Annotated in this window: 22 protein-coding genes; 6 read left to right on the top strand and 16 right to left on the bottom strand. The window is 74.8% G+C overall.

Annotated elements, in window-relative coordinates; all coding sequences use genetic code 11:
• Window positions 1-12: 12 nt before the first annotated feature.
• From QWY28_RS11825 to QWY28_RS11800, 6 genes are all read right to left on the bottom strand, one after another.
• The gene (locus tag QWY28_RS11825) at window positions 13-1017 is read right to left on the bottom strand and encodes an aldo/keto reductase (RefSeq protein WP_300952760.1); all 1005 of its coding nucleotides are present in this window, start codon (window positions 1015-1017) and stop codon (window positions 13-15) included.
• Between the two features lie 119 nt (window positions 1018-1136).
• Window positions 1137-1934 carry an NAD-dependent epimerase/dehydratase family protein gene (locus tag QWY28_RS11820; RefSeq protein WP_300952759.1) on the bottom strand — a complete coding sequence of 266 codons (798 nt, stop codon included), beginning with the start codon at window positions 1932-1934 and terminating at the stop codon, window positions 1137-1139.
• A 30-nt stretch (window positions 1935-1964) separates the two neighbouring features.
• On the bottom strand, window positions 1965-2645 hold the full coding sequence (locus QWY28_RS11815; RefSeq protein ID WP_300952758.1) for a biliverdin-producing heme oxygenase: 681 nt from the start codon (window positions 2643-2645) through the stop codon (window positions 1965-1967).
• A 71-nt stretch (window positions 2646-2716) separates the two neighbouring features.
• Window positions 2717-3382: a TetR/AcrR family transcriptional regulator gene (locus QWY28_RS11810; protein ID WP_300952757.1), complete on the bottom strand. Its 666-nt coding sequence runs from the start codon at window positions 3380-3382 to the stop codon at window positions 2717-2719.
• A gap of 8 nt (window positions 3383-3390) precedes the next feature.
• On the bottom strand, window positions 3391-4227 hold the full coding sequence (locus tag QWY28_RS11805; RefSeq protein WP_300952756.1) for a purine-nucleoside phosphorylase: 837 nt from the start codon (window positions 4225-4227) through the stop codon (window positions 3391-3393).
• Window positions 4228-4259: 32 nt separating this feature from the next.
• Window positions 4260-4712 carry a gamma-glutamylcyclotransferase gene (locus tag QWY28_RS11800; protein ID WP_300952755.1) on the bottom strand — a complete coding sequence of 151 codons (453 nt, stop codon included), beginning with the start codon at window positions 4710-4712 and terminating at the stop codon, window positions 4260-4262.
• Window positions 4713-4781: 69 nt separating this feature from the next.
• Between QWY28_RS11800 and lpdA the strand changes: the two genes are divergently transcribed.
• Entirely contained in the window at window positions 4782-6173 is a 1392-nt protein-coding gene (lpdA, locus tag QWY28_RS11795; protein ID WP_300952754.1) for a dihydrolipoyl dehydrogenase, read from the top strand.
• A complete protein-coding gene (locus QWY28_RS11790) occupies window positions 6173-7570 on the top strand; it encodes an NAD(P)H-quinone dehydrogenase (protein ID WP_300952753.1) in 1398 nt (465 codons plus the stop codon). The genes lpdA and QWY28_RS11790 overlap by 1 nt, the downstream gene beginning before the upstream one ends.
• A gap of 4 nt (window positions 7571-7574) precedes the next feature.
• On the opposite strand, the gene QWY28_RS11785 is transcribed toward QWY28_RS11790, so the two are convergent.
• The 3 genes from QWY28_RS11785 to QWY28_RS11775 all read right to left on the bottom strand — a co-directional run bounded on the left by QWY28_RS11785 (window position 7575) and on the right by QWY28_RS11775 (window position 10341).
• Window positions 7575-8216: a hypothetical protein gene (locus QWY28_RS11785; protein WP_300952752.1), complete on the bottom strand. Its 642-nt coding sequence runs from the start codon at window positions 8214-8216 to the stop codon at window positions 7575-7577.
• 21 nt (window positions 8217-8237) lie between these two features.
• Window positions 8238-8930, bottom strand: a complete 693-nt coding sequence (locus QWY28_RS11780; RefSeq protein ID WP_300952751.1) for a DUF305 domain-containing protein — start codon at window positions 8928-8930, stop codon at window positions 8238-8240.
• An 88-nt stretch (window positions 8931-9018) separates the two neighbouring features.
• A complete protein-coding gene (locus QWY28_RS11775; protein ID WP_300952750.1) occupies window positions 9019-10341 on the bottom strand; it encodes an HNH endonuclease signature motif containing protein in 1323 nt (440 codons plus the stop codon).
• A gap of 863 nt (window positions 10342-11204) precedes the next feature.
• Here QWY28_RS11775 and QWY28_RS11770 point away from each other — a divergent pair.
• The 3 genes from QWY28_RS11770 to QWY28_RS11760 all read left to right on the top strand — a co-directional run bounded on the left by QWY28_RS11770 (window position 11205) and on the right by QWY28_RS11760 (window position 15555).
• Window positions 11205-12755 (top strand): LVIVD repeat-containing protein, encoded by a 1551-nt coding sequence (locus QWY28_RS11770; RefSeq protein WP_300952749.1) that lies wholly within the window; start codon window positions 11205-11207, stop codon window positions 12753-12755.
• 111 nt (window positions 12756-12866) lie between these two features.
• Window positions 12867-14105, top strand: coding sequence for a SpoIID/LytB domain-containing protein (locus QWY28_RS11765; RefSeq protein ID WP_300952748.1), 1239 nt, complete (start codon window positions 12867-12869; stop codon window positions 14103-14105).
• A 19-nt stretch (window positions 14106-14124) separates the two neighbouring features.
• Window positions 14125-15555 carry an amidase family protein gene (locus QWY28_RS11760; RefSeq protein WP_439117250.1) on the top strand — a complete coding sequence of 477 codons (1431 nt, stop codon included), beginning with the start codon at window positions 14125-14127 and terminating at the stop codon, window positions 15553-15555.
• A gap of 30 nt (window positions 15556-15585) precedes the next feature.
• On the opposite strand, the gene QWY28_RS11755 is transcribed toward QWY28_RS11760, so the two are convergent.
• Both QWY28_RS11755 and QWY28_RS11750 read right to left on the bottom strand, forming a co-directional pair.
• Entirely contained in the window at window positions 15586-16773 is a 1188-nt protein-coding gene (locus QWY28_RS11755; protein ID WP_300952746.1) for a benzoate/H(+) symporter BenE family transporter, read from the bottom strand.
• A gap of 9 nt (window positions 16774-16782) precedes the next feature.
• Window positions 16783-20184, bottom strand: coding sequence for a pyruvate carboxylase (locus QWY28_RS11750; RefSeq protein WP_300952745.1), 3402 nt, complete (start codon window positions 20182-20184; stop codon window positions 16783-16785).
• A gap of 112 nt (window positions 20185-20296) precedes the next feature.
• Between QWY28_RS11750 and QWY28_RS11745 the strand changes: the two genes are divergently transcribed.
• The gene (locus QWY28_RS11745; protein WP_300952744.1) at window positions 20297-21529 is read left to right on the top strand and encodes a calcium-binding protein; all 1233 of its coding nucleotides are present in this window, start codon (window positions 20297-20299) and stop codon (window positions 21527-21529) included.
• Here QWY28_RS11745 and QWY28_RS11740 read toward each other — a convergent pair.
• The 5 genes from QWY28_RS11740 to QWY28_RS11720 are packed head-to-tail and all read right to left on the bottom strand — an operon-like array spanning window position 21526 to window position 26747.
• Window positions 21526-22203 (bottom strand): hypothetical protein, encoded by a 678-nt coding sequence (locus tag QWY28_RS11740; RefSeq protein ID WP_300952743.1) that lies wholly within the window; start codon window positions 22201-22203, stop codon window positions 21526-21528. The genes QWY28_RS11745 and QWY28_RS11740 overlap by 4 nt on opposite strands.
• On the bottom strand, window positions 22200-23459 hold the full coding sequence (locus QWY28_RS11735; RefSeq protein ID WP_300952742.1) for a hypothetical protein: 1260 nt from the start codon (window positions 23457-23459) through the stop codon (window positions 22200-22202). Before QWY28_RS11735 ends, QWY28_RS11740 begins: the two co-directional genes overlap by 4 nt.
• Entirely contained in the window at window positions 23456-24715 is a 1260-nt protein-coding gene (locus QWY28_RS11730; protein ID WP_300952741.1) for a hypothetical protein, read from the bottom strand. Before QWY28_RS11730 ends, QWY28_RS11735 begins: the two co-directional genes overlap by 4 nt.
• Complete coding sequence (locus QWY28_RS11725; protein WP_300952740.1) at window positions 24682-26235, bottom strand: PH domain-containing protein; 1554 nt, start codon at window positions 26233-26235, stop codon at window positions 24682-24684. The genes QWY28_RS11730 and QWY28_RS11725 overlap by 34 nt, the downstream gene beginning before the upstream one ends.
• Window positions 26232-26747 carry a PH domain-containing protein gene (locus QWY28_RS11720; RefSeq protein ID WP_300952739.1) on the bottom strand — a complete coding sequence of 172 codons (516 nt, stop codon included), beginning with the start codon at window positions 26745-26747 and terminating at the stop codon, window positions 26232-26234. The genes QWY28_RS11725 and QWY28_RS11720 overlap by 4 nt, the downstream gene beginning before the upstream one ends.
• Between the last annotated feature and the right edge of the window lie 49 nt (window positions 26748-26796).

Here is a 26796-nt window from a genome sequence, read left to right as displayed (position 1 = left end):
CGCCCGCTCCCGTCAGGCGTCGATGGTGGACATGTCGCCGTACCGGTCGCCCACGACGGCGCCGCGCGGCACGGCCTCGTCGAGCCGGCGCAGGTCGTCGGCGTCGAGCGGGACGCCGAGCGCGCCGACGTTCTCCTCCAGGTAGGCGACGCGCTTGGTGCCGGGGATCGGCGCGACGTCGTCGCCCTGCGCGAGCACCCACGCGAGCGCCAGCTGGCCCGGCGTGCAGCCCTTCTCGGTGGCGATCTCGCGGATGCGGTCGACCAGCTGCAGGTTGGCGCGCAGCCCCTCGCCGTTGAGGCGCGGGAAGTACGCCGAGCGGCGCGAGTCGTCCTCGGCCAGCGAGGACTCGTCGGTGATGGCGCCGGTGAGGATGCCGCGGCCGAGCGGGGAGTACGGCACCAGCCCGATGCCCAGCTCCCGGATCGTCGGGAGGATCTCGTCCTCGAGGTCACGGGTGAACAAGGAGTACTCGGTCTGCAGCGCCGTGATCGGGTGGACCGCGTGCGCGCGCCGGATCGTGGCGGCCGACGCCTCGGAGAGGCCCAGGTGGCCCACCTTGCCGGCCTGCACGAGCTCGGCCATCGCGCCGACCGTCTCCTCGATCGGGACGGACTTGTCGACGCGGTGCTGGTAGTAGAGGTCGATGTGGTCGACGCCGAGGCGGGACAGGGAAGCGTCGCAGGCGGAGCGGACGTACTCCGGGCGGCCGTTGACGCCGACGCGGGTGCCGTCGGGCAGCCGCTCGTTGCCGAACTTCGTCGCGAGCTGCACCTCGTCGCGACGGTCCTTGATGGCGGCGCCGACCAGCTGCTCGTTGGTGAACGGGCCGTACATGTCGGCGGTGTCGAGGAACGTCACGCCCAGGTCGAGCGCGCGGTGGATGGTCGCGGTCGCCGTCTGCTCGTCGGCGGTGCCGTAGAACTCCGACATCCCCATGCAGCCCAGGCCGAGCGCGGAGACGGTGAGGGACGAGGCGGTGCCGAGGGTTCGCTTCTGCGTCACGGGTGAGGTCATGGCTCCCAGCAAACGCCTCGTCGCCAAGCCGTGCCAGGTCCTGCCAGGGCCAGGCTCCGGGCGGCAGGTTTCGCCGGGTACCCGGGTTCCGCCTGAGGAGTCCGGGATGGCGGAGTGGCTCAGGGGCGGTCGAGGGCGGGGCGCTCGAAGGTGGTGGTGGCGTACGGGCCGCCGACGTGCGCGGCGTCCCAGTCGTCCTCGGGGGAGGGCTGGATCCGGTCGGCCCACGCCTCGGCGTCGTCCTGCGGCTCGTAGCCGAGGGCGCGGCCGGGCTCGAGGTCCCACCAGGCGCGGGTGTTGGCCGAGATGCCGTAGAGCACCGCGAAGCCGGGCGCGGTGGCGGTGAGGGCGGCGTGGACCATCCGGACGCAGTCGTCGTGGGAGAGCCAGGTCGAGAGGTTGCGGACGGTCTCGGGCTCGGGCAGGAACGATCCGATCCGGCAGGCGACGGCGTCGATGCCGTACCGGTCGACGTACAGGCTGAGCAGCCCCTCCGCTGCGACCTTGGAGACGCCGTAGAAGGTGTCTGGCCGCGGGCGGGTGTCGACCCCGACCAGCTCGCGGCGGGGCGTGCGGCCGACGGCGTGGTTGGAGGAGGCGTAGACCATGCGGCGCACGTCGTGGGCGACCATCGCGTCGAGCAGCGCGCCGGTGGTGACGACGTGGGAGGTCAGCGAGTCCGGGAGGCTGGCCTCGCCCGGGTGGCCGGCCAGGTGCACGACGGCGTCGAGCGACTGCTCGGCGAAGACCGCCTCGACGGCGTCGGGGTCGGTGCAGTCCAGGGCGTACCACGGGCCGTCCTCGCCGGAGGGCTGCGGCAGCCGGTCCAGCCCGACGACGTCGTGGCCGCGGTCGGCGAGGCCCAGCGAGACGACCCGGCCGATGCTGCCGGCGGCGCCGGTGACGAGCACCCTCATGCGCGGGTGCCCCGGCCGTGGGTGCGGACGTCAGTCCTGCGGGGCCGGGCGGCGGTAGGCATCGATGCGTTCTCCGAGCTCTGAGAAGAGGGCCTGGTTCAGCCGGAACGCTACCTTCACCTCGTCCACGACGCGGGCGACCCCGGCGGCGTCGAGACCGAGGGCGTCCAGGCGGGCGCGGTAGGCGTCCTTGTACGGCTTCGGCTTGGGGATCGCGGGGAAGGCGTAGAACGCCGTGCCGGCACCGTCGAGGTCGAACGCGCGGTCCAGGACCCGGCCGATCGCCTGCCCGCCCGAGAGGTCGCCGAGGTAGCGCGTGTAGTGGTGGGCGACCAGGTCGCCACCCCAGGTCGCGCCCTCCAGGCGGGCGACGTACGCCGCGGCGGCGGGCGACTCGCCGGGCGCGAGCTCGCGGGGTGCCCCGGGCGCCCAGTGGGCGAGGTCGGCGTCGAGGGCGGCGAGCCGCTCGAGGGCGGGGTCGTGGATCGCGGCGACCAGCGGGTCGTTGGTGCGGCCGCGCACGGTGGCCTCCATGGCGGCGTACACCGCGCGGAGGCGGCGCAGGTACGCGGCGTACCCCTCCTCGGAGATCCGCCCGTCGAGGAGCTCGGACACGAAGGTCGAGCCCTCCGCCTCCTCGTGCTCGGCGCGGGAGCCGTCACGCATGGCGGTCGAGAGGGCGGGGCTGGGTCCGGCGTGGAGCACGGTCACGAGTCTCTCCTGCGGCTGGTGCGGCGGCGTGACCGGTCCGGTGCGCTCGGCGCGGGTCCGGCCCGCGCGCGCTAGGCGTCGGTCGGCAACGGGGCGACGAGCATGGCGGTGGCCATGGAGACCAGGTTGCGCACGAACCGCTCGGTCGGCAGCTCCTCGCGCCCGCTCGGCGGCAGCTCGCCGGCGCGTGCCCGGTCGGCGACCGCGCGCATGATGAAGGCGGTGACCAGCGCGAGCCGCTCGTTCTCCAGCGGGAGGTCCATGGCGTACGCCGCCAGCCGGTCGCGCAGCAGGCCGAACAGCGCGTAGCCGCCGGTGCGCGCCATCGCGGCCTCGACGTCGGGCCCGAGCGGGGTGATGTCCTGCTGGACCAGCTCGCCGAGGATCACGATGTAGCAGCGGCCCCGCCAGCCCGTCTCGGCGACCTCCGTGGTCGGCCGGACGATCGCCTCGATGATCGAGGCGATGTCGTCGTCGGGCTGCTCGCGGGCGATGTCGAGCAGCTCGATCTCGCGCCGGCCGAGCTCGTCGGCGTGCTGCTCGAGGACCGCGGCGAGCATGCCCTCACGGCTGCCGAAGTGGTAGTGGACCGCGCCCCGGTTGCGCTGTCCGGCCTGCCGGGTGATCTCGAGCAGGGAGGCGTTGTGGATGCCGTGGTCGGCGAAGGCACGCAGCGCCGCGTCGACGAGGCGCTGGCGGGTGTCGCTCGCCGGGGTGCCGCTCGCCGGGCTGTCCACGGTCCGGCTCAGATCCTCGGGACGATCCGGCCCAGGAGGTCACCCATGCGGGTCGCCGCGGCGCGGCCGGCCTCGAGGACCTCCTCGTGGTTGAGCGGCTCGCCGGTGATGCCCGCGGCGAGGTTGGTGACCAGGCTGATGCCCAGCACCTCCATGCCGGCCTCACGGGCGGCGATCGCCTCGAGCGTCGTGCTCATGCCCACCAGGTGACCCCCGATGGCGCGGGCCATGCCGATCTCGGCCGGGGTCTCGTAGTGCGGGCCGGGGAACTGGACGTACACGCCCTCGTCCAGGCTCGGGTCGAGCTCGCGGCACATCGCCCGCAGGCGGCTGGAGTAGAGGTCGGTGAGGTCGACGAAGTTCGCGCCCACGATGGGGGAGCGGCCGGTCAGGTTGATGTGGTCGGAGATGAGGACCGGGGTGCCGGGGGTCCAGGTCTCCTTCAGGCCGCCGCACCCGTTGGTGAGGACGACCGTGGAGCAGCCGGCCGCGGCCGCGGTGCGGACGCCGTGCACGACCGCGGCGACGCCGCGACCCTCGTAGTAGTGCGTGCGCGAGAGGAACGCCAGCACGTTCTTGTCGCCGACCTTGAGCGAGCGGATCTTCCCCGAGTGCCCGGCGACGGCGGCGGCGCTGAAGCCGGGGAGGTCGGTGGTGGCGATCTCCGCGGTGGCCCCGCCGAGGGCGTCGACGGCCGGCAGCCAGCCGGAGCCGAGGACGAGCGCCAGGTCGTGGCGCTGGACGCCGGTCAGCTCGGCGAGCGTCGCGGCGGCCTGCTGGGCGAGCGCGTAGGGGTCGGTCTCGTACGGCTCGGTGCTGGAGAGCGGGGGCTGCTGGTCGGTCACGGCGGAGACTGTAGGTCAGACCCCGCCGCGGGTCAGAGTCCTGTCGAGCGGCATGGCCGCCGGCGCAGCGCGGCGACGTAGTCGGCCGGGGCGTCGGCCGCCTCCGCGGCGTCGGCCAGCACCCCGAGGTACGACGCGGAGGGCAGGCCGCCCTCGTAGGCGTCGAGCACGTAGGTCCACACGACGACCTCGCCGTCCATCGTGGAGACCCGGACCTTGGTCTTGCGGTAGAGCCCGGAGTCGGCCGCCTCCCAGCCGTCGAGGTGCTTCTCGTCCTCGCGGGTGACGTCGTAGATGGCGACGAAGACCTGCTCGAAGGGGTCCTGGACGATCGTCGAGAGCGCTCCGTCCCAGCCGTGCTCCTCGCCGCCGAAGGTCAGCCGCCAGCCGGTCAGCCACCCGGTCGTGCGCATCGGGGAGTGCGGGCAGCGCTCGCCCATCCGGGCGGGATCGAGGTTCGTCCCGTAGGCGGCGTAGAGCGTCACACCGGCAGGGTAGTGGCCGCGGGCCGACCGGTTCGGGGTGACCTGTGCGACAGAAGTAGGCTGCAGGTCGTGACGAACCACTTCGATGTCCTCGTCCTCGGCGCCGGTCCCGGGGGCTACGTCGCGGCGATCCGCGCCGCCCAGCTCGGCAAGTCGGTCGCCGTGGTGGAGGAGAAGTACTGGGGCGGTGTCTGCCTCAACGTCGGGTGCATCCCGTCCAAGGCGCTCCTGAAGAACGCCGAGCTCGCCCACGTGCTCACGCACGAGAAGGACAAGTTCGGCATCGAGGGCGACGCCACCATGTCGTTCGGGCCCACCCACAAGCGCAGCCGGCAGGTCTCCGCCGGCATCGTCAAGGGCGTCCACTTCCTGATGAAGAAGAACAAGATCACCGAGATCGACGGCTGGGGCACCCTCACCGGGCCCACGTCGATCGACGTGACCAAGGACGGCGACACCACGTCGTACACCTGCGACGACCTGATCATCGCGACCGGCGCACGGACCCGGCTCATCCCGGGCACCGAGCTCTCGGACCGCGTCGTGACCTACGAGGAGCAGATCCTCACCGACGAGCTCCCCGGCTCGATCGTGATCGCCGGCTCCGGCGCGATCGGCGTCGAGTTCGCCTACGTGATGAAGAACTTCGGCGTCGACGTGACGATCGTGGAGTTCCTCGACCGGATGGTGCCGACCGAGGACGCCGACGTGTCCAAGGAGCTGCTCAAGCACTACAAGAAGCTCGGCGTGAAGGTCCTGCTGTCGACCAAGGTCGAGGGCATCGACGACTCCGGCGACAAGGTCAAGGTCACCGTCTCCAAGGACGGCGAGCAGCAGGTGCTCGAGGCCGACAAGGTGCTCCAGGCGATCGGCTTCCAGCCGCGCACCGAGGGCTACGGCCTCGAGGCCGCCGGCGTCGAGCTCACCGAGCGCGGCGCGATCGCCGTCGACGGTCGCGGCCGCACGAACGTCGAGCACGTGTACGCCATCGGCGACGTCACCGGCAAGATGATGCTCGCCCACGCCGCCGAGGCGATGGGCATCGTCGCCGCGGAGACGATCGCCGGCGCGGAGACGATGGAGATCGACTTCGACATGATCCCGCGGGCGACGTACTGCCAGCCCCAGATCGGCTCGTTCGGCTACACCGAGCAGCAGGCCAAGGACAAGGGGTACGACGTCAAGACGGCGACCTTCCCGTTCTCGGCCAACGGCAAGGCGCAGGGCCTCGGCGACGCCGTCGGCTTCGTCAAGGTCGTCGCGGACGCCGAGCACAACGAGATCCTCGGCGCCCACATGATCGGGCCCGACGTCACCGAGCAGCTGCCGGTCCTCACCCTGGCCCAGCAGTGGGACCTCACCGCCGACGAGGTCTCGCGCAACGTGTTCGCCCACCCGACGCTGTCCGAGGCCGTGAAGGAAGCCGTCCACGGCATCGCCGGCCACATGATCAACTTCTGATGGCCACCGACCGCGTCGTCATCGTCGGGGGCGGCCCCGGCGGGTACGAAGCCGCGCACGTCGCCGCACAGCTGGGTGCGGAGGTGACGGTCGTCGACACCGACGGTGTCGGCGGCTCCGCGGTCCTCACCGACTGCGTGCCGAGCAAGACGCTCATCGCCACCGCGGAGGTGATGGACGAGCTGGCCGGCGCCGCCGAGCTCGGCGTGATCTTCACCGACACCGAGGGCGACGCCGCGGAGACGATCCGCGTCGACCTGGCCCGGGTCAACACCCGGGTCAAGCAGCTCGCGGCCGACCAGTCCATGGACATCGCGCGGCGGCTGGCCAAGGACGGCGTCCAGGTCGTCGAGGCGCGCGGTCGTCTCGACGGCCCCGGCCGGGTCGTCGCCACGGCGGCGGACGGCTCGGAGCAGACCCTCGAGGCCGACGCGGTCCTCATCGCCACCGGCGCGGCCCCGCGCACGCTGCCGACGGCGCAGCCCGACGGCGAGCGGATCCTCACCTGGGAGCAGGTCTACGACCTCACCGAGGTGCCGACCGAGCTGATCGTCGTGGGCTCCGGCGTCACGGGCGCGGAGTTCGCCAGCGCGTACCTCAACCTCGGCATCCCCGTCACGCTCGTCTCCTCGCGCGACCGGGTGCTGCCCGGCGAGGACGCCGACGCCGCGACCGTGCTCGAGGACGTCCTGCGCCGCCGCGGCATGACGGTGCTGTCGAAGTCGCGGATGGAGTCGGTCACCCGCTCCGGCGACGTCGTCACCGTCGCGCTCACCGACGGCCGCACGGTCCAGGGCTCGCACTGCATCCTCGCCCTCGGCTCGGTGCCCAACACCGGCGACATGGGCCTCGAGGAGGCCGGCGTCGTCCTCAAGGACGGCGGCTTCGTCAACGTCGACCGGGTCTCGCGGACCTCCGCCCGTGGCGTGTACGCCGCCGGCGACTGCACCGGCGTGCTCATGCTCGCCTCGGTCGCGGCGATGCAGGGCCGGATCGCGATGTGGCACTTCCTCGGCGACACGGTGCACCCGCTGGACCTGAAGAAGGTCTCCTCCAACGTCTTCACCTCCCCGGAGATCGCGACCGTCGGCTGGTCCCAGCAGGCCGTCGACGCCGGCGAGATGCAGGCCGAGGTGGTCACCCTGCCGCTGTCGGGCAACCCGCGCGCGAAGATGCAGGGCGTCCGCGACGGCTTCGTGAAGCTGCTGTGCCGCCCTGGCACCGGCATCGTCGTCGGTGGTGTCGTCGTCGGCCCGCGCGCCAGCGAGCTCATCCACCCGGTCTCCGTGGCCGTGGCCGAGTCGCTCACCGCCGACCAGCTGGCGCAGGCGTTCACCGTCTACCCGTCGATGTCCGGCTCGATCGCCGAGGCCGCCCGGAGGCTGCACCGCTTCTGAGCGGTCAGCCGGCGGCCCCGCCGCTGCCGTTGCCGGCCGAGCGCAGGTAGGTGTCGAGCAGGGCGGCCTGCGAGTGGTAGGAGTGCCCGCGGACGACGTGCGCGGCGTACGTCGAGTCCATCGAGCGCGCGATGTCCGCGGCGTACCAGGGGACGTAGCGGTCGCCGGCTCGGACCATCCGGGTGGCGGGTTGCTCGCCGCGGGTGAGGCGTTGGTGGTCGGTGGCGCAGACGGCGATGGTGCGTGGGGTGCCGCCGGGTGGGGTCCAGTCGAGGTCGAACTGGGCCGGTCCGTGCTGGGGGTTGAAGAAGCACTCCTCGCGTCGTTCGGGGAGAGGTCGGCCGTCGCGTCGGGCGAGGACGCGGGCGCGGGCCCAGCGGGCGTCGGCGAGGTGGGTGGCGAGGGCGTCGACGTGCTCGGTGGTGGTGGCCTGGTCGAGGGCGGTCTTGGCGGCGTCGTACCGGTCCAGGGCCATGCGGTAGTCGGTGCGCATGGCGTCGTCGAGCTCGGTGGTGAGGGTGTCGAGGTGGAGCTCGGCGAGCTCTTCGCCGAGGACGGTGACGTCCTCGGCGGCGAGCTTCCTGGCTGCGCGGAAGGTCTCCGCCTCGTGCAGCTTGCGCTCCCTGCGTCGCCCGAGAAGACCCATGCCGGAACGGTACGGCGTCGGCTACAGCGTGGCGAGGAGCTCTTCCATGCGCGCGATCTCCGCGGCCTGGCCCGACTCGACGTCCAGCGCCAGCTCGGCCACCCGCCGGCTGGAGCCGGTGCGACGCACGTCGGCGGCCATCGCGACCGCGCCGGCGTGGTGGTCGATCATCCGCTCGAGGAAGAGCCGGTCGAAGTCGGCGCCCTCGGCGTCGGCCAGCTCCGCCAGCTGCGCGGTCGTCAGCATGCCCTGCATGGCGTGGTGGCCGTGCTGGGAGTGGTCGTACTTCGCGGGGTCCTCGCCCGGTTCCGGTACGTCGACGCCCTGCTCGTCCAGGAGTGAGGCCAGGACCAGCACCTCCGGCGCCTGCGCCGCCGCGATCCGTTCCGCGAGGGTCCGCACCCGGTCGTCCTCGGCCCGGTCCGGGGCGAGCGCGGCCATCTCGAGCGCCTGCCGGTGGTGGGGGAGCATCATCTGCACGAAGGCGATGTCGTCGTGGTTCCACCCCTGCCCGTCGGTCTCGACCACCGTCGACGAGGGCTCACCCGGCCCGCCGGGCTGCACCTCGACGACGTCGGTGGGCGGGGCTTGCGCGGCGGTGCTGGTGGGCGGGGCAGTGGTGGCGCCTCCCGCTGCGGGCCCGTCGTCGCCGGCCGAGCAGCCGCCGAGCGCGAGCGCGGTCAGGAGGGCTGCCAGCGTCGCCGTCGTCCTCACAGGGAACAGCAGACCACGCGGAGGTGCGCTCCGGGCGTGCCTGTGCCCCGCCGGGTGGGTGCTCCGGCGGGGTCGTGGGGCAGGATGGTCAGCTGTCGGGTGGCTCGGGTGGTTCGGGTCCGAGGTCGTGGGTGCCGCGGTGGTCCACGCGGAACGTCAGGCCGGTGGGGCTGCGCCACTCGAATGTGCCCGGGGCTGGTGACTGTTGGTGCCAGCCGGCGTGGGTCTTGGCGCGGTGGTGCCGTCGGCACAGCGGCGCGATGTTCTCGCTGGCTGTCGGGCCGCCGCGACCACGGGGAACGACGTGGTCGTCGTCGACCCTCGAACTGGCGTGAGCCGGCCGAGTGCACCAGGGGAACACGCAGTGCAGGTCGCGGACCCGGGTCTGGACGCTGAGGCGATCGGGGACCTCGTAGGCCTCGACGTGGATGCGTTCGTTGAGGTCGATGACCGGCTTGACGGTGATGGTGTTCGCGGCGTCGGACCGCGCTGCGCGGGTGCACCAGTCGGCGAGCTGGCTGGTGAGCACGAATCCGCGGGTGTTCTCCACGCGCGTGATCGGGTCGAGCACTGGCTCGCCGGTCTGAGGGTCGGGGTGCTGGTGGACGTGGACGACCAGGGGCTTGGGGTCGGTGTCGAACTCGAGGCTCATCTGGCGGCGGGCCATGTCTCCGAGGGCGACGGAGCGGCGGGCGTCGAGGGTGTCGGTGCAGCCCAGCGCCTCGAGCCGGGCTGCGCCCTTCTCCAGGGCGTCGTCGAGGTCCAGCGCGTCGGCGAGGTCGAGGGTGGCCCAGACGTCCACGTGACCGTCGAACGACACCTGTCTGCTTTGGATGGTGACGTGGCGTGCCTCGGCGCGTTCGGTGGCGACGCGTTCGGCTTCGTCGGGGTCGAACCGGACCAGTGCCTCCTCGAGCAGCCGCTCGAGTGCAGCAGGGCCGATGGTGGCGGCGACGGGGGCGAGGTGGGTGTCGACGAACGCGGCGCCCTTCTTCGGCAGGTGCAGCGTCCGCCGCGCGACCGAGCGCGCCTTCCACGCCGGCAGCTCCAGGGAGGTGACCTTGACCCACAGCTTCGGCAGCCGGTACCGCAGCTCGAGCGCCTCCGCCAGGTAGGCGCGGCCGGCGTCCTCCGACTTCCCCAGGCCGGCGGCGAACTCGACGACCGCGAACTCGGTCACGAACGGAGCGCCCTCACCCGCGAGGCAGACCGGCTTGTCGCCGAACCCGCGGAACACCGACCAGGTCGCCGCCTCGTCCAGCGACTCCGCCGGGTGCAGTACGCACCACTGGACCGCTGCTTCGAGCAGGCGAACCTCGGCCGCGTTGGCCGCCTTCTGCTCGGCCCGCGCGGACGCGAGCACGTCGGCTGGGGTGTCCAGCGGGTGCTCGAGCGTCGCGATCAAGGCCATGCCTTATTCTACTCGAACGCGCGTTCGATGACAAGGGTGTGCACAGCAGTCTCGTAGATCTTGCGCGGCTCACCTGCGGCCCTAGGGCGAAGCTCGACTGCCAGGGTTTCGACACGCTCGCTGCTCAACCAGCGGAGGCCGGCAGCGGACCGCGACCGACGACGTACCTCGCCCCGTAGCTGCCCAAGCCGCAACCACCCGCACCCGTAGGCCAAGAGTCGGCTCACCGGGTTTCGACAACGCTCGCTGGCGCTCGCTGCTCAACCAGCGGAGTGCGGGCCGCGGATCTCCCGTGACCACCCGCGACCACCTGCGGCCCGCAGGCCGTAGGTCGGCTGCCGGGGGTTTCGACAACGCTCGCTGGCGCTCGCTGCTCGACCAGCGGAGTGCGGGCCGCGGATCTCCCGTGACCACCCGCGACCACCTGCGGCCCGCAGGCCGTAGGTCGGCTGCCGGGGGTTTCGACACGCTCGCTGGCGCTCGCTGCTCGACCAGCGGAGTGCGGGCCGTGGATCACCCGCGGCCACCGGCGGCCCGGAGGCCGTAGGTCGGCTCGCCGGGTTTCGACAACGCTCGCTGGCGCTCGCTGCTCAACCAGCGGAGGCCGGCGGCGGACCGCAGCCCACGGCGTACCTGCTCCCGCAGCTGCCCTCCACCGCAATCACCCGCGCGCGCTCGCTGCTCGACCAGCGGAGGCCGGCGGCGGACCGAGACCACCCGCGGCCCGGAGGCCGTGGTCGACTGCCGGGTCTCGACACGCTCGCTTGCGCTCGCTGCTCGACCAGCGGACGGCGGGCAGGCGCCGTGACTTCGGGGCCTCGTGGGGGTTGCAGGGGCGGGTCCCGCCGGTGGAAGGTTCCCGCATGTCCCAGCGCAGCAGCTCCCGCAACCGTCGCACCCTGAGGCGGCTCGGCCGCACGCCGCTGGCGGCGGTGGCCGCGGGGGCGACCCTGGTGGCCGGCCTGGTGCTGGCACAGGGGTCGGCGAGCGGCGAGGTGGTGCCGGGCGCGTGCACGCCGAAGGAGGCGGCACGGCTGCAGGCGGCGGGCGACAACTTCGCCGAGGCGTGCCGGCTGCCCGGCCAGCTGCTGTCGGGGATGGACCGGGTCGAGCCCGCGGCGGCGGCCGGCGAGGTCGACCGGTCGGACAACATGCGGCTGGTGGCGAACCTGCCGAGGAGCGGGACGTTCGCGGGGGAGGAGGCGTACGGGACCGACATCGCGTTCCGGGGCCGCTACGCGTTCGGTGGCAACTACGAGGGCTTCACGGTCTACGACATCAGCCGGCCGGCGAAGCCCCGCAAGGTCGCCCAGGTCGTCTGCCCGGGCGCGCAGAACGACGTCTCGGTCCACCGCGACCTGCTGGTGCTGAGCGTCGACGCGAGCCGCAGCGACGACACCTGCCGCAGCGAGCCGGCATCCGCCAGCGAGAAGAGCAGCTGGGAGGGGATCCGGGTCTTCGACATCAGCCGGCCGGCGAAGCCGCGGTACGTCGCGTCCGTCGAGACCGACTGCGGCTCCCACACCCACACGCTCGCCCCGAGCAGGGACGGCCGCGACCTGTTCGTCTACGTCTCCTCCTACGGCCCCAGCGAGGACCAGCCCGACTGCAAGCCGCCGCACGACTCGATCAGCATCGTCAAGGTGCCCGTGGCGAAGCCGTCGCGGGCGCGCGTCGTGGCGCAGCCGCGCCTCTTCCCCGACGGTGGCAACCCGGGCTCGGCCAACCCGCTCGGCTCGAGCGAGACGAGCGGCTGCCACGACGTCACGGCGTACCCCGCCAAGGACCTCGCGGCCGGCGCCTGCATGGGCGACGGCATCCTGATGGACATCAGCGACCGGGCCCGGCCGCGGGTGCTGCACCGTGTCCGCGACACCGAGAACTTCGCCTTCTGGCACTCCGCGACGTTCAACAACGCCGGCACCAAGGTCGTCTTCACCGACGAGCTCGGCGGCGGCTCGGCGCCGACCTGCAACCCGCTGCTCGGTGGCACGCGCGGGGCGAACGGCATCTACGACATCGCGCGGAAGCGACTGGTCTTCCGCAGCTACTACAAGATGCCCCGCAGCCAGTCCCTGACCGAGAACTGCGTCGCCCACAACGGCTCGCTGGTGCCGGTGAAGGGCCGCGACATCATGGTGCAGGCGTGGTACCAGGGCGGTACGTCGGTCTTCGACTTCACCGACTCGCGCAACCCGCGCGAGATCGCCCACTTCGACCGCGGCGCCATCAGCGACACCGAGCTCGTGCTGGGCGGGTCGTGGTCGTCGTACTGGTACAACGGCTTCGTCTACAGCCACGACATCACCCGCGGCCTCGACGTGTTCCGGATCAGCGGGGGCTGGGCAGACCGGGCGCGGAAGGTGCGGATGGGCGCGTTCAACGCGCAGTCGCAGCCGTCGTACAACGGCTGAGGGCGGCCTCTCGCAGTTGAACCGTCACCGCTCCTGACCTGCGGAAACTACAGATCTGTAGTTCAGCCGCACCGATTGCGTGACTGCTGTGACCAGTGGTGCGATTGGTGCGTGCGTCCTCTCCTGTCCCTCGCGGCGTGCGTCCTGACGGTCCCGGCGGTGCTCCTGCCCGGCACCGTCGCGGCCGCGCCCGCACCGTTCACAGCAGCCCCGTCAGCCCCGTCAGCCTCGTCCGCCGCGGGTGCCGGCGACGCCTGGTCCGTCCCGCGCGCGGCGACGGTGACGATCACCGGCCGGGGCTACGGGCACGGCCACGGCATGTCGCAGTACGGCGCGGAGGGCGCCGCGCGCCAGGGGCTGAGCGAGCGGCAGATCGTCGAGTTCTACTACCCCGGCACCACCTGGGGCCGGGCCAGGGGACGGGTGACCGTCGCGATCTCGGCCGACCCCGGTGACGACGTCGTCGTCCGGCCGCAGCGCGGGCTGACCGTGACCGGTCTGGCCGGCGGCGGTCGCACCGCCCTCCCGCAGAACGGCGCCAAGCAGTGGCGGATCGCCCGGGCGGCGACCGGCGAGCTGCGCGTCTCCTACCGGACCGACCGGTGGCGTCGCTGGCGCGACCTGGCGGGCGCGGGCGAGTTCTACGCCGGTGGCCGGCCGATCACGCTGGTCACCCCGGCAGGGGAGAAGCCCTACCGCGGCCGGCTGCGTGCGGCCCGCGTCGACGGCGGGGTGGCCACGGTCAACGACCTGACGCTGGAGAGCTACCTCAAGGGCGTCGTCCCGCTGGAGATCCCCGCCAGCTGGAGTCCCGCGGCCGTGCGCGCCCAGGCGATCGCGGCCCGCACCTACGCGGCGTACGAGCGGGCCCACCCGCGGTCGGCGGCCTACCAGCTGTGCGACACCACCTCCTGCCAGGTCTACGGCGGCGCCGCCGCGGAGCACCCCGCCTCGAACGCCGCGGTCGACGCCACGAAGGGCCTCGCGCTCACCGCCGGCGGCGAGCCCGCGTTCACGCAGTTCGCCTCGAGCAGCGGCGGCTGGACGTCGGCCGGCTCGGTCCCGTACCTCACCGCGCAGGAGGACCCGTACGACGGCTGGGCCGGCAACCCCGTGCACCGCTGGACGACCACGCTCGACGACGCCCGTCTCGAGGGGGCCTGGCCGGCGATCGGCGACCTCCAGCGGATCGCCGTCCTCGGCCGCGACGGCAACGGCCAGTGGGGCGGCCGCGTCGGATCGCTGCGGCTGACCGGGTCGCGCGGGTCGGTGACGGTCTCCGGCGACACGTTCCGCTCGTTGCTGGGCCTGCGCTCGACCTACCTCACCTTCCGGGTCGGCGGCCGCTGACCGCCGCGGGCGGGGGATGATGCCGCCCGTGCCCGACGACTCCACCCGCTCCGAGACCTCCGCCTCCGCCGTGTCCGAGGTCGAGCGGCTGCTCGACCGCATCGCCACCGTCGACACCGAGGTCCGGGCGGTCTGCACCGTCGCGCCCGACGCGCTCGACCAGGCCCGCGCCCGGGACGCCGAGGCCGCCGAGGGCCGCGGCCGCGGGCCGCTCCACGGCCGCGCGGTGCTGGTCAAGGACAACGTCGACACCGCCGACCTGCCCACCACGGCCGGCTCGCTCGCGCTGGCCGGGCAGCCGAACCCGGCGGCCGACGCGCCCCTCGTGCGGCGGCTGCGCGAGGCCGGCATGGTCGTGCTGGGCAAGACCAACCTCTCGGAGTGGGCCAACATCCGCGACGTGGCGTCGACCTCCGGGTGGAGCGCCTACGGCGGGCTGACCCGCAACCCCTACGCGCTCGACCGGTCCGCGGGCGGGTCGAGCTCGGGGAGCGGCGCGGCGGTCGCGGCCGGCCTGGCGACGTACGCCGTCGGCACGGAGACCGACGGGTCGATCAGCTGCCCGGCGGCGTACAACGGCTGCGTCGGGATCAAGCCCACCGTCGGCCTGGTGCCCGCCGACGGGGTGGTGCCGATCTCGCGCTCGCAGGACGTCCCCGGGCCGATGGCCCCGAGCGTCCGCGAGGCCGCGGCCCTGCTGTCGGTGCTCGCCGGCGACGGCGTCGACTACGCGTCGCACGCCGTCGAGGGCCGGCTCGCCGGCAAGCGCATCGGGGTGCCGCGCGGGCCCTACTGGGGCTACTCGGCCGGCGCGGACGAGGCCGCCGAGCGCGCCGTCGCCGCCCTCGCGGCCGCCGGCGCGGTCGTCGTGGACGGCACCGACCTCCCCGAGGTCCCCGACTCGATCTGGGACGACGAGCTGCTCGTGATGCTGGCCGAGCTGCGCACCGGCCTCGCGGCGTACCTCTCCTCACGCCCCGGCGACGGGCCGCGCGACCTCGCCGAGCTCGTGGAGTTCAACCGTCGGCACGCCGACGTCGAGCTCGTGCACTTCGGCCAGGGGCTCTTCGAGCAGGCGCTGGCCGGTCCCACCACCGACTCCGAGGAGTACGCCGCCGCGCGGGCGCGCTGCGTGGCGGCCTCGCGGGCGGGCGGCATCGACCGGGTGCTCGGCGAGCACGGGCTCGACGCGCTGGTCACGCCGTCCTACGACCGGGCCCACCGGATCCGGCTCGACGGCCCCGAGGAGCTCCTCGGCTCGTGCACGGGCGTGCCGGCGATGGCGGGCTACCCGCTGGTGACCGTGCCGACCGGGCTCGCGGGCGGGCTGCCCGTGGCGGTGTCGTTCTGGGGGACCGCCGGCAGCGAGCGCACGCTGGTCGAGGTCGCGGCCGGCTACGAGGCGCTTCGGGACCCGCTCCCGGCGCCGACCTTCGCGCCCTCGGTGTGAGCCGCGGGGGACGCGCCCGTCGCGGAGGACTCAGCCGCGCGCGCGGAGCAGCGGGCGGAGCGCGAGGCCGGCGAGGAGCGCCCAGAACGCCGAGCCGACGCCGAGGACGGTGACGCCGGAGGCGGCGACGAGGAAGCAGACGGCGGCGGCCTCACGGCCGTCCTCCTCGGCGAGCGCGCCCGCGAGGGACGCGGCGAGGGTGCCGAGGAGGGCGAGGCCGGCAGCGGCCTGCACGACGTCGCCGGGCGCTGCGACGACGACGGCCGTGAGCGCGGCGCCCGCGGCGGCGAGGACGAGGTAGGAGAGGGCTGCGCTGGTGCCGGCCAGCCAGCGGCGGGACCGGTCGGGGCCTGCCATCGGGCCTGCCGCCATCGCGGCGGTGATCGCGGCGAGGTTGACGGCGTGGCCGCCGAGCGGGGCGGCGAGCAAGGTCCCCAGGCCGGTGACGGCCATCGACTCGCGCCACGGCACGGCGTACCCGTGGCTGCCCATGACCGCGACGCCGGGGAGGTTCTGGGAGGCCATGGTCACGACGTAGAGCGGGAGCGCGATGGAGACCAGGGCCGGCAGGGTCCACTCCGGTGTCGTCCAGGCGAGGGTGGGCAGCAGCCGGTCGGTCCGGACCGCGTCGCCGGCCTCGAGCAGCACCACGGCGAGCGCGACGACCAGCGCGGCCGGCACCGCCCACCGCCGGAACAGCAGCTGCCCGACGACCCAGGTGAGCACGACGGGGCCGACCAGGCCGGGGGAGTCGGCCAGCCCGGTCACCGGCGCCAGGCACAACGGCACCAGCACCCCGGCCAGCATCGCGCGCGCGAGCGAGGCGGGGATGCGGCCCACCAGGTCGCCCAGCCAGGGGACCAGGCCGGTGAGACCGATGAGCAGCGCGGTCACGACGAAGGCGCCGACCGCCGCCGGCCAGCCGCCCTCGACGGCACCGGTGGAGACCAGCAGGGCCGCGCCGGGGGTCGACCAGGCGAGCGTGAGCGGCGTGCGGTGGCGCAGCCCGAGCCAGAGCATCCCCAGCGCCTGGGCGAGGCAGAGGGCGACGAGCCCCGACGCCGCCTCGGCCGAGGAGGCGCCGACGGCCGCGAGGCCCGCGAGGACGACGACGAAGGAGCTGCTGAACCCCACGACCGCCGTGACCACCCCCGCCACGACGGGGGTGGACCGCGGCGTGCCGTGCGCGCGGGCCGCGTGGGCACCGGGCGGGTTCACCCGGCGGCGTCAGTCGGCGAGGACGAGGACGAGGTCGCCGCCCTCGACGGCCTGGGTGCCACCGAGCGCGACGCGGTCGACGCGACCGGCGACCGGGGCGGTGATGGAGGCCTCCATCTTCATCGCCTCGATCGTGGCCACGGTGTCACCGGCGGCGACGGTGTCGCCCTCGGACACGACCACGGTGACGACGCCGCCGAACGGCGCGGCGACGTGGCCGGGCTTGGAGGTGTCGGCCTTCTCGGCGGCGGCGACCTCCGAGGCGACCGAGCGGTCGCGCACGGCGACCGGCCGGAGCTGCCCGTTGATCGTGGCCATGACGGTGCGGAAGCCGCGCTCGTCGGGCTCGCTGATCGCCTGCAGGCCGAGGATCAGGCGGATGCCCTCGGCCAGGTCGACCTCGTGCTCGACGCCGGTGCGCAGGCCGTAGAGGTACTCGACGGTCGGCAGCACCGAGACGTCGCCGTACTGCTCGCGCTTCTCGCGGAACTCCTTGGTCGGCCCGGGGAAGAGCAGCTGGTTGAGCGCGCGCTGCCGGCGGGGGCCGGGGTCGGCGAGGTCGGCGGCCTGCTCGTCGGTGAGGTCCTCGTCGGGCGCCTGCCAGCTGCGGCCCTCGAGCGCCTTGCTGCGGAACGGCTCGGGCCAGCCGCCCGGCGGGTCGCCGAGCTCGCCGTTGAGGAAGCCGATGACCGAGTCGGGGATGTCGAAGCGGCCGGGGTCGGCGGCGAACTCGGCCGGGTCGGCGCCGATGCCCACCAGGGACAGGGCGAGGTCGCCGATGACCTTGGACGACGGGGTCACCTTCGGGACGTTGCCGAGGATGTCGTTCGCGGCGGCGTACATGTCCTCGACCTGCTCGAACTTCTCGCCGAGGCCGAGCGCGATCGCCTGCTGGCGCAGGTTGGAGAGCTGGCCGCCGGGGATCTCGTGGCGGTAGACCCTGCCGGTGGGGGAGGCGAGGCCGGACTCGAACGGCGCGTAGACGCGCCGCGTGGCCTCCCAGTAGGGCTCGAGCGCGTTGACCGCCGACAGCGACAGGCCGGTCTCCCGCTCGGAGTGGTCGGTGGCGGCCACGAGCGCCGACAGCGGCGGCTGGGAGGTCGTGCCGGCCATCGATGAGGTCGCGGCGTCGACCGCGTCGACCCCCGCCTGGATCGCCGCGGTCAGCGTGGCGAGCTGGCCGCCGGTGGTGTCGTGGGTGTGCAGGTGGACCGGCAGGTCGAAGCGCTCGCGCAGCGCGCTGACGAGGGTCCGGGCGGCCGGGGCGCGCAGCAGACCGGCCATGTCCTTGATCGCCAGCACGTGCGCGCCGGCCTCGACGATCCGCTCGGCCAGGCGCAGGTAGTAGTCGAGGGTGTAGAGCTCCTCGCCCGGGTCGGAGAGGTCGCCGGTGTAGCACAGCGCGACCTCGGCGACGGTCGTGCCGGTCGCGCGGACCGCCTCGATCGCCGGGCGCATCTGCTCGACGTCGTTGAGCGCGTCGAAGATGCGGAACACGTCGATGCCGGTGGCCGCGGCCTCCTCGACGAAGGCGTCGGTGACCGCGGTGGGGTACGGCGTGTAGCCGACGGTGTTGCGCCCGCGCAGCAGCATCTGCAGGCAGATGTTCGGCACGGCCTGGCGCAGCCGGGCCAGCCGCTCCCACGGGTCCTCGGCGAGGAAGCGCAGCGCCACGTCGTACGTCGCACCGCCCCACGCCTCCAGCGACCACAGCTCGGGCGTGGTGCGGGCGACGACCGGAGCGACCGTGAGCAGGTCGCGGGTGCGCACGCGCGTGGCGAGCAGCGACTGGTGGGCGTCGCGGAACGTCGTGTCGGTGACCGCCACGCGGCTCTGCTCGCGCAGCCGGCGCGCGAACTCCTCGGGCCCGACCGACAGCAGCAGCTGGCGGGTGCCGTCGGGCGCGGGCACCTCGAGGTCGGTCTCCGGCAGCTTGCTCGCCGGGTCCACCGACACCGTCGCCTCGCCGTGCGGCTGGTTGACGGTGACGTCGGCGAGGTAGGCGAGCAGCTTGCTGCCGCGGTCGCCGCTGCCGCGGGCCTGGAGCAGCTGCGGGTGGGTCTCGATGAAGGAGGTGGTGACGTTGCCGGCGGCGAAGTCGGGGTCGTCGAGCACCGCCTGCAGGAACGGGATGTTCGTCGAGACGCCGCGGATGCGGAACTCCGCGACCGCGCGGCGCGCCTTCTCCACGGCCTTGTCGAACGTCCGGCCGCGGCAGGTGAGCTTGGCCAGCATCGAGTCGAAGTGGGCGGAGACCTCCGCGCCGGTGTAGACCGTGCCGCCGTCGAGGCGGATGCCGCCGCCGCCGGGTGAGCGGTACGTCGTGATGACGCCGGTGTCGGGGCGGAACCCGTTCGCGGGGTCCTCGGTGGTGATCCGGCACTGCAGGGCGGCGCCGCGCAGCACGATGCCCTCCTGCGAGAGACCGAGGTCGGCGAGGGTCTCGCCGGAGGCGATCCGCAGCTGCGACTGCACCAGGTCGACGTCGGTGACCTCCTCGGTCACCGTGTGCTCGACCTGGATGCGCGGGTTCATCTCGATGAAGACGTAGTTGCCCTCGGGGTCGAGCAGGAACTCCACGGTGCCGGCGTTGCGGTAGCCGATCTCCGTGGCGAACCGGACGGCGTCGGCGCAGATGCGGTCGCGCAGCTCGGGGTCCAGGTTGGGCGCGGGCGCGATCTCGACCACCTTCTGGTGGCGCCGCTGCACCGAGCAGTCGCGCTCGAAGAGGTGGATCACGTTGCCCTCGCCGTCGGCGAGGATCTGCACCTCGATGTGGCGCGGGTCGACGACGGCCTGCTCGATGAAGACGGTCGGGTCGCCGAAGGCGGCCTCCGCCTCGCGCATGCAGGTCTCGACCGCCTCACGCAGGTTGCGGTGGTCCGGCCCGGGCTCGTCGACGCGTCGCATGCCGCGGCCGCCGCCGCCCGCGACGGCCTTGACGAAGAGCGGGTAGGGCAGCTCGGCGGCCGAGGTGACGAGGGCGTCGACGTCGGTGGACGGCTCGACGCTCGCGAGGGTGGGCACGCCGGCGGCCTTCGCGGCCGCGATCGCGCGGGCCTTGTTGCCGGTCAGCTCCAGGACCTCGGAGGTCGGGCCCACGAAGGTGATCCCGGCCTCGGCGCAGGCCTCGGCGAGCGCAGGGTTCTCCGAGAGGAAGCCGTAACCGGGGTAGACCGCGTCCGCACCGGCCCGCACCGCGGTCGCGACGATCGTCTCGGGGTCCAGGTAGGCCCGGACGGGGTGGCCCCGCTCGCCGATCTCGTAGGCCTCGTCGGCCTTGAGGCGGTGCTCGGACCAGCGGTCCTCGTAGGGGAAGACCGCTACCGTCCTCGCGCCGACCTCGTAGGCCGCGCGGAACGCCCGGACCGCGATCTCGCCGCGGTTGGCCACCAGCACCTTGGAGAACATGGGCGACAGGCTAGGGGCCGACGCCGGCGGGCGCGGTGACGGGCGCCACCCGCGAGACGCCGCCCGTCACCGTGCCACGAACCGAGCCGGCGCCGCGGGCGTCGTACCTCTCGTGAGGACCCTTCTCGCCGCCGCCCTCGTGCCGGCCGTGCTGCTCGTCGTGCTGCCCGCCGTCGCCGACGAGCCCGCCCCGCCGGCGCCCGCGACCTGCGACGGCCTGGTGGCGACGATCGTCGGGACGGGGGCCGGCGAGACGATCACCGGCACCGACGGCGACGACGTCATCGCGGCCCTCGGCGGGGCAGACCGCGTGGAGGCCGGCGCCGGGGACGACGTGGTGTGCGGCGACGACGGCGGCGACGTGCTCGCCGGCGGGCCGGGCGCGGACCGGCTCCTCGGCGGGCTCGACGACACCGACCCCGACGAGCGTCTCGGCGGCGACCTGCTGGAGGGCGGACCCGGCGACGACCGCCTCGACGCCGGCCACGACCCGAGCGGCTCGCCGAACCGCGACCGGCTCAGCTGGCGCACCGCCCCGCGCGGCGTCCGCGTCGACCTGCACGACGGCGAGCGCGGCGTCGTGACCGGGCACGGCCGCGACGTCGTCGTGCTGACCGGGACGCCCCTCGTCGCCGCGTCGCGGTACGCCGACCTCGTCCTCGGCTCGCCCGGCGACGACCGCGTCCGCGGGCTGCTCGGCGGGGACACGATCCGCACGGGCGCCGGGGACGACGCCGTGGTGACCGACGCCGGCCGGCGCGGCGGCCCGGCGCCCGACGTGGTCGAGGCGGGGGCCGGCGACGACACGGTCGTCAGCGCCGCCGGTCGCGACCGGATCGACCTCGGGCGGGGAGCCGACTCGGCCACCGTCTCCGGGCGGGCGAACGCGATCGTCGACGCCGGGCCGGGCGACGACCACCTGAGCATCGACCTGGCGCCGGGTCCGGGGCCGGTCCTGCGCGGTGGGACGGGCCTCGACCGGCTCGCCCTGTGGACCGACGAGCGGCTGTCGAGGACCGACGTCCGCGTCGACCTCGGCCGCGGGGTCGTCCGGCCCCGCCGGGGCGGCACGACGCCCGGTCGGGTCCGGGGGCTCGAGCAGCTGCACGTGCTGGGCACGGCCCGGTGGACCGTGCGGGGGACGGGCGGTCCCGACGTCGTGTCGGCGTACGGCGCGGACCTGCCGGTGGCGGTGCGCCTCGGGCGGGGGCCCGACGAGGTGGAGGGCGGCTCGGGCGACGACCTGCTCGACGGCGGGCCGGGGCGCGACCGGGTCGACGGGGGCGAGGGCCGCGACCGGTGCCCGCGCGCGGAGCGCGCGCTGCGCTGCGAGGTCCGGCGCTAGCCGCGACCCGCCGGGAGCGGGCGGTTGCGGAAGCGCCGCCCGGTCGCCACCCGCACGATGCCGAGGAGGAGCCACACGCCGAGCACCGCGGGGACGCCGAGCAGCACGCCGGCGGTGATCCCGGACGCGGTGCTGCCGGCCCCGGAGTCGCTGGAGAGCCGGGTGATCGGGTCGTCGGGCAGCGCGGTGATCCACTCGGGCAGGCGCCGGGAGGCATCGCCGAGGTACGACGGCTCCTCCTCCACGTCGTCGTCCCAGTCCCCGGAGTACCGGTCGAACGTCCAGCCCTGCGTGGTGCCCGTGTAGCTGCCGTCCGGCCCCTGCCACAGCACCAGCGCGGCCGGCCCGTCGAGCCGCTCGAGGACCTGCTCGGCCGCCTGGATGTAGTGGTCGTGGCCGGCGAACCAGCTGTCTCGCCAGACCAGCACGTGCACCGGCGACCCGCGCTCGGCGATGAGCGCCGCGATCCGTCGCTCGTCCTCCTCGCCCAGCATGGCCCGGCCGTCGTCGGTGACGTGGACCTGGTCGTCGCGCAGGCCCTCGACCGCCTCGAGCACGCGGTCGCCGGCGGGCGTGGGCTCCGCCGACCGGTCCAGCCGCTGCTCGGCCCACGCGGCCGCGCCGCCGCCGAGGGCGAGCGCGGCCACCGCGCAGACCAGCCGCTCGGCCCTCACCGGACGCCCCCCGTCTCGCGGGCGACGTGGCGCCACAGGTCGTCGACGAACGCGCCGTAGCCCGTGCGCGCCCAGACGGTGTCGAGCTCGTACCACGGGCGCTCGCGGCCCAGCAGCCCCGAGCGCACGGTCATCGGCGCCAGCCCGCGGCCCGTCGTGTGGCTGCACGCGCGGCACGCCGGGACGGTCAGCTCGCGGTCGCCGACCGGCACGGTGCGGCGGGCGAGGCCCTCGCCGTGGCGGGGGTCGAAGAAGCAGGGGCGGTACGGCGTCGGGTCGCCCGCCCCGGCCGCGGACCGGCCGCGCCGTCCCCGTCGGCGGCCCGGCCGGTCCTCCGACCGGTCCTCCGCCCCGGCGGCCCGGGCGGCGGTGCGGACGAGCACCAGCGCGCCGACCAGGTCGTCGAGGGCGGCCTCGGCGGTGCCGGTCCGCTCGAGCAACGCCCGCGCGACGTCGTACGACCCGTCGACGAGGGCTCGCCGCTCGAGGCCGGCGGGACCTCCGGCGGAGCGGGCGAGCAGCCGGGCGAGCGACTCGAGCTCGCCCTCCACCGCGGCGCGCACCTCGGCCGGCGTCCCGAGGCCCGCCCGGACCGCGCGGTCGGTGGCGGCCCGGGGCCGGGCGCCGGGGCCGGTGGCGTGCCAGCGCAGGAGGTTCCGCAGCGCCAGGTAGGCGCCGCCGGTGACCGCGACCAACGCGAACGTCGTGCCGAGCGCGATCGTCTCCGCGGTGGGCGGGTCGTAGGTGGGGTCCCACTCGTCGGTGCGGCGGAAGACGGCCTGCTCGCGGACGGCGTCGAGCTGCTCGCGGGTGACCTCGCCGCCCTCGTCGAGGGTGCCGAGCACCTCGAGCGTGCGGGCCGCGATGCCGGCCGGGTGGAGGCCCTCCTCGGACCCGCCGTTCGGGAAGAACTCCAGGTCGACGCCGTAGACCGCGGTCTCGTCCGGGACGTCGCCGAACGAGACGACCGCCATGCCGTGGCTCTTCGGGTCGGTCTGCACGACGAAGACCGCGTCCCCGCCGATCAGCTCGTGCAGGCGGCCGGCCAGGTCGCGACCGGCGTCGGTGGTCGAGAGCCCGGCTGGGCCGGGGGCGAGGACGACGTACGCCGGGAAGGGCAGGTCCTCCACGACGGCCGTGAGCGCTGCGTCGACGTCCTCGGTGCGGCCGTTGCCGAAGAGCGGGTCGACCTGGACGGGGTCCTCGGCCAGCGCCGCCGCGAGCTCGGGGACCGCGGAGGTCTCGTCGGCGCTCACCGGTGCCCGCCGCGGTGCAGCCGGCGCACGAGGTCGGGTTCCAGCGCGCCGAAGCCGGTCGACGCCCACGGCTCGCGGTCGGTCTCGAAGTAGTGCTCGGCGCGCCCGCGGACGACGACGTCGAGGATGTCAGGGCGGCGGCCGGCCTGCAGGTCGCGACGACAGGCCGCGCAGATCGGCGCCTCGACCCGGCGCCCGGCGTGCTCGAGGGCGTGGCCGCGCGCGGCCCGCCCGTGCAGCGGGTTGAGGAAGCAGGGGGTCGAGGGCTCGAACGGCCGGCCCCTGCGCGCCGCGGCGAGCGCCTCCTCGCCGCGGCCCGCGAGCGCGATCGCGCCGACCGCGTCGAGCGGGTCGACGTCGGCGGTGGGGTCGCCCGGCAGCAGCCGGCCGGCGGCGTCGTAGTGGTCGAGCGCCGCGGCCCAGGCCGGTGCCCCGGACCCGTCCAGGTCGGCGGCGTCGATGCGCTCGCCGAGGGCGAGCACGTCCTGCCGGGCGCGCCGCGCCAGCTCGGCGTCGCCGGCCTCGCGGACGCGGTCGAGCACCGAGTCGGGCAGCGCGAAGGTCTGCGCGCGGGTCCGGGCGCGTCCGCGCCGGACCAGGGCCCGGAGGCCGAGCACCGCGGCCACCACGACGAGCAGCACGACCACGGCGCCGAGGACGGCGTCGCCCGGTCCCGACCCGTCCGTCCCGCCGGAGGACCCGGTGCCGACCTGGGTGGACCCGGCCGCGTCCTCCCGCTCGTGGCGGGCCGACGCCGCGTCCTGGGCGGCGGTCGCCGCGGCGGGCAGGGTGCCGGCGAGGAGCTGCTCGGCGACGGCCACGACGCCGTCGCCGAGCTCGAGCGGGGTGCCGTCGGGGCCGCCGGCGCGGAGGATCGAGTCGGCGTCGCGGACCACGTCGGTGCTGCCGCGGACGGCGCCCCACTGCTGCAGGGCGATGTTGACCTCCGAGCCGTCCGGCAGCGTCGGGTTGTAGGCCGGCTCGCCCTCCTCGGTGAAGCTCCAGACGTTGTTGACGCCGATGTAGAGGCCGTCGGGCCCGCCGGCGTCGTGCACGCGCACCAGGAGGTCGTCGCCCGAGGAGATGCCGCCGTCCTCCGGCGGCTGCACGAGCACGAGGTGGACGGGGAGGCCGGACTCGCGGACGGTCTGGCGGTACGCCGCGAGCTGCTCGGCGCTGAGCCAGGACTCCGTCCCGGGGCCGAGGTGCACGCCGGTGCGCGTCAGGTCCTCGACGATGGCGTCGACGTCGGCCACTGAGCGCTCCTCCCGGTCGCCGGGCGATCGTAGAGGAACGGCTCGACGAGGTCCGGGGTCGCCCGGGCCGCCAGCGCGACGGCGTCGGCGACGGGCACGTCGAGGACCGCCACGGACTGCCGGCCGCCGGCGGTCGTGGCGACGAGGGTGACCAGCCCGGCGCGGCGCTGGAACCACGTCGCACGCACGTTCCAGCCGATGACCGCGCCGACGGAGAGCACGTCGCGGCGGCGGTACAGGCTGCCGGAGCGGCTGACGACGTACCCCTCGCTCAGGGCGTGCCCCAGCGAGCGCGCCCGGTCGGCGGCGAGCGCCCCGGCGACCAGCGGCGCCGCGAGCGCCGGCAGCAGCCACCACGTCGAGCGGGTCGCGAGCGCCAGGCAGGCCGCCGCGACGAGCAGCGCCGGCCCGAGCGCCCGGGTCCAGCGGCGACGGGTGGCGGCGGGCCCGTGCCGGCGCAGGGGTACGTCGACGGGCCCGGCGGCGCCGAGGACCGCCCGCGCGGTCGCCTCGACCACCGGCCGCGGGGCCGGCGGGACGAGCACGGAGGAGGACTCCTGCCCGTCGCCGAGCCCGGTGACGATCGCCGCGAGCCGGCCGCCCCCGGTCGCGCGCAGCCCCAGCGGCTCGCCGAGGGTGACCCCGGCCAGGCGAGCGTCGTCGAGGCTGGTCTCCCGCGTGGTGAGCAGCCCGCGGCGCAGGTGCCAGGACCGGTCGTGGTGACCGAGGGTGAAGCCCCAGTTCGCGACGAGGTACCCGCCGACCGCGAGCACCGAGGTGCTCACCGCCAGGGCGAGCAGCGCGCCGGCGCCGGCGAGGAGGACCGGTACGCCGGCCGCCCGGTCGGCCCACGAGGACGCGTCCAGCCGGCGCAGGCCGCCGAGCGCGTCGAGCAGCTGCGCGCCGCCGCCCAGCAGGCCGGCGGTGATGACCACGCCGGTGGAGGTGAGCGGCGCGAAGCGCGCCCACGCCGGGTCGAAGGTGAGCACGGGCGGCCGGGCGCCGGCGTCCGGAGCGCCGTCATACCCGTCGGTCGCGGTGCCGGTGCCGGCGGCGGGCGAGGCGCGCAGCAGCTCCTCGCGCAGCCGACGCGCGCGCTCGACCGGCAGCCCGTCGAGGTCGAGCTGCTCGTCCTCGCTCGTCGACGCGGTGCCGGTGCCGACCCGGACGGTCACCAGGCCGAGCAGGCGGTGGACCGGGGGAGCGGTGAGGTCGACGGTGCGGACCCGGTCGACCGGCGTGGAGAGCACGTGCCGCTCGAGCAGGCCGCGGCGCAGCTCGACTCGGCCGCCGCTGATCCGGTAGCTGGTGGTGAGGTAGCGCAGCAGGCCGAGGGCCACCGGCACCAGGACCCCGAGCAGCTGCCAGCCGCGAGCGCCCGACGCCGTACCCGCCACGAGCAGGCCGAGGAGCACCGGCAGGAACCGGACGGTCTCGCGCACCGGGTGGACCAGCAGCATCCGCGGGTCCAGGCGCTGCCAGTCGTCCGGCGCGGCGGGGACCGGGCCGCCGTCGGTCACGTGGCGTCGCCCTCGACCGCGTCCGCCTTGAGGGTGAGCTCGGCGACCAGGTCCTGCGCCCGCGCCCGGTCGAGCCCGTCGATCTCGAGCGCGCCGGCCGCGGAGGCGGTCGTGACCGTCACGGTCGCGAGCCCGAAGACCCGGGCCACCGCACCCTCGGCGCGGTCCACGGTCTGGATCCGCGACAGCGGGGCGATCCGCTGCTCCTGGGCCCACCAGCCGCTCTGGGTGTGGACCGCGGTCTCGGTGACCTCCCAGCGGTGCACGGCGTAGCGCCACTGCGGCACGACGGCCACCCAGGCCAGGACCGCGGCCACCGCGGCGACGACGCCCCACCAGGGCAGGTCGACCTGGTCGACCGCGAGGTCGACCAGCAGCAGCACGCCGATCGCCACCGCGCCCTCGACCAGCGCCGCGACCTGCCACATCAGCCGGGCCCGCGGGCTCACCCGGTGCCGCGGCGCCCGGAGCAGGGCCGTCACCGGTGTGGGCGGGGCAGGTACGTCGGTCACGCGGCAACGCTAGCCAGGCCACCCGGCCGGCCGACCGGCGGCGGGTCGG

This window comes from Nocardioides oceani (assembly GCF_030412965.1).
Classification (GTDB): domain Bacteria; phylum Actinomycetota; class Actinomycetes; order Propionibacteriales; family Nocardioidaceae; genus Nocardioides; species Nocardioides oceani.
This window is presented reverse-complemented; position numbering and strand designations above follow the sequence as displayed.

Coding starts and splice junctions, on each gene's coding strand:
- QWY28_RS11825 (WP_300952760.1), bottom strand. CDS start 1,017: ATGACCTCACCCGTGACGCAGAAGCGAACCCTCGGCACCGCCTCGTCC.
- QWY28_RS11820 (WP_300952759.1), bottom strand. CDS start 1,934: ATGAGGGTGCTCGTCACCGGCGCCGCCGGCAGCATCGGCCGGGTCGTC.
- QWY28_RS11790 (WP_300952753.1), top strand. CDS start 6,173: ATGGCCACCGACCGCGTCGTCATCGTCGGGGGCGGCCCCGGCGGGTAC.
- QWY28_RS11785 (WP_300952752.1), bottom strand. CDS start 8,216: ATGGGTCTTCTCGGGCGACGCAGGGAGCGCAAGCTGCACGAGGCGGAG.
- QWY28_RS11775 (WP_300952750.1), bottom strand. CDS start 10,341: ATGGCCTTGATCGCGACGCTCGAGCACCCGCTGGACACCCCAGCCGAC.
- QWY28_RS11770 (WP_300952749.1), top strand. CDS start 11,205: ATGTCCCAGCGCAGCAGCTCCCGCAACCGTCGCACCCTGAGGCGGCTC.
- QWY28_RS11760 (WP_439117250.1), top strand. CDS start 14,125: ATGCCGCCCGTGCCCGACGACTCCACCCGCTCCGAGACCTCCGCCTCC.
- QWY28_RS11750 (WP_300952745.1), bottom strand. CDS start 20,184: ATGTTCTCCAAGGTGCTGGTGGCCAACCGCGGCGAGATCGCGGTCCGG.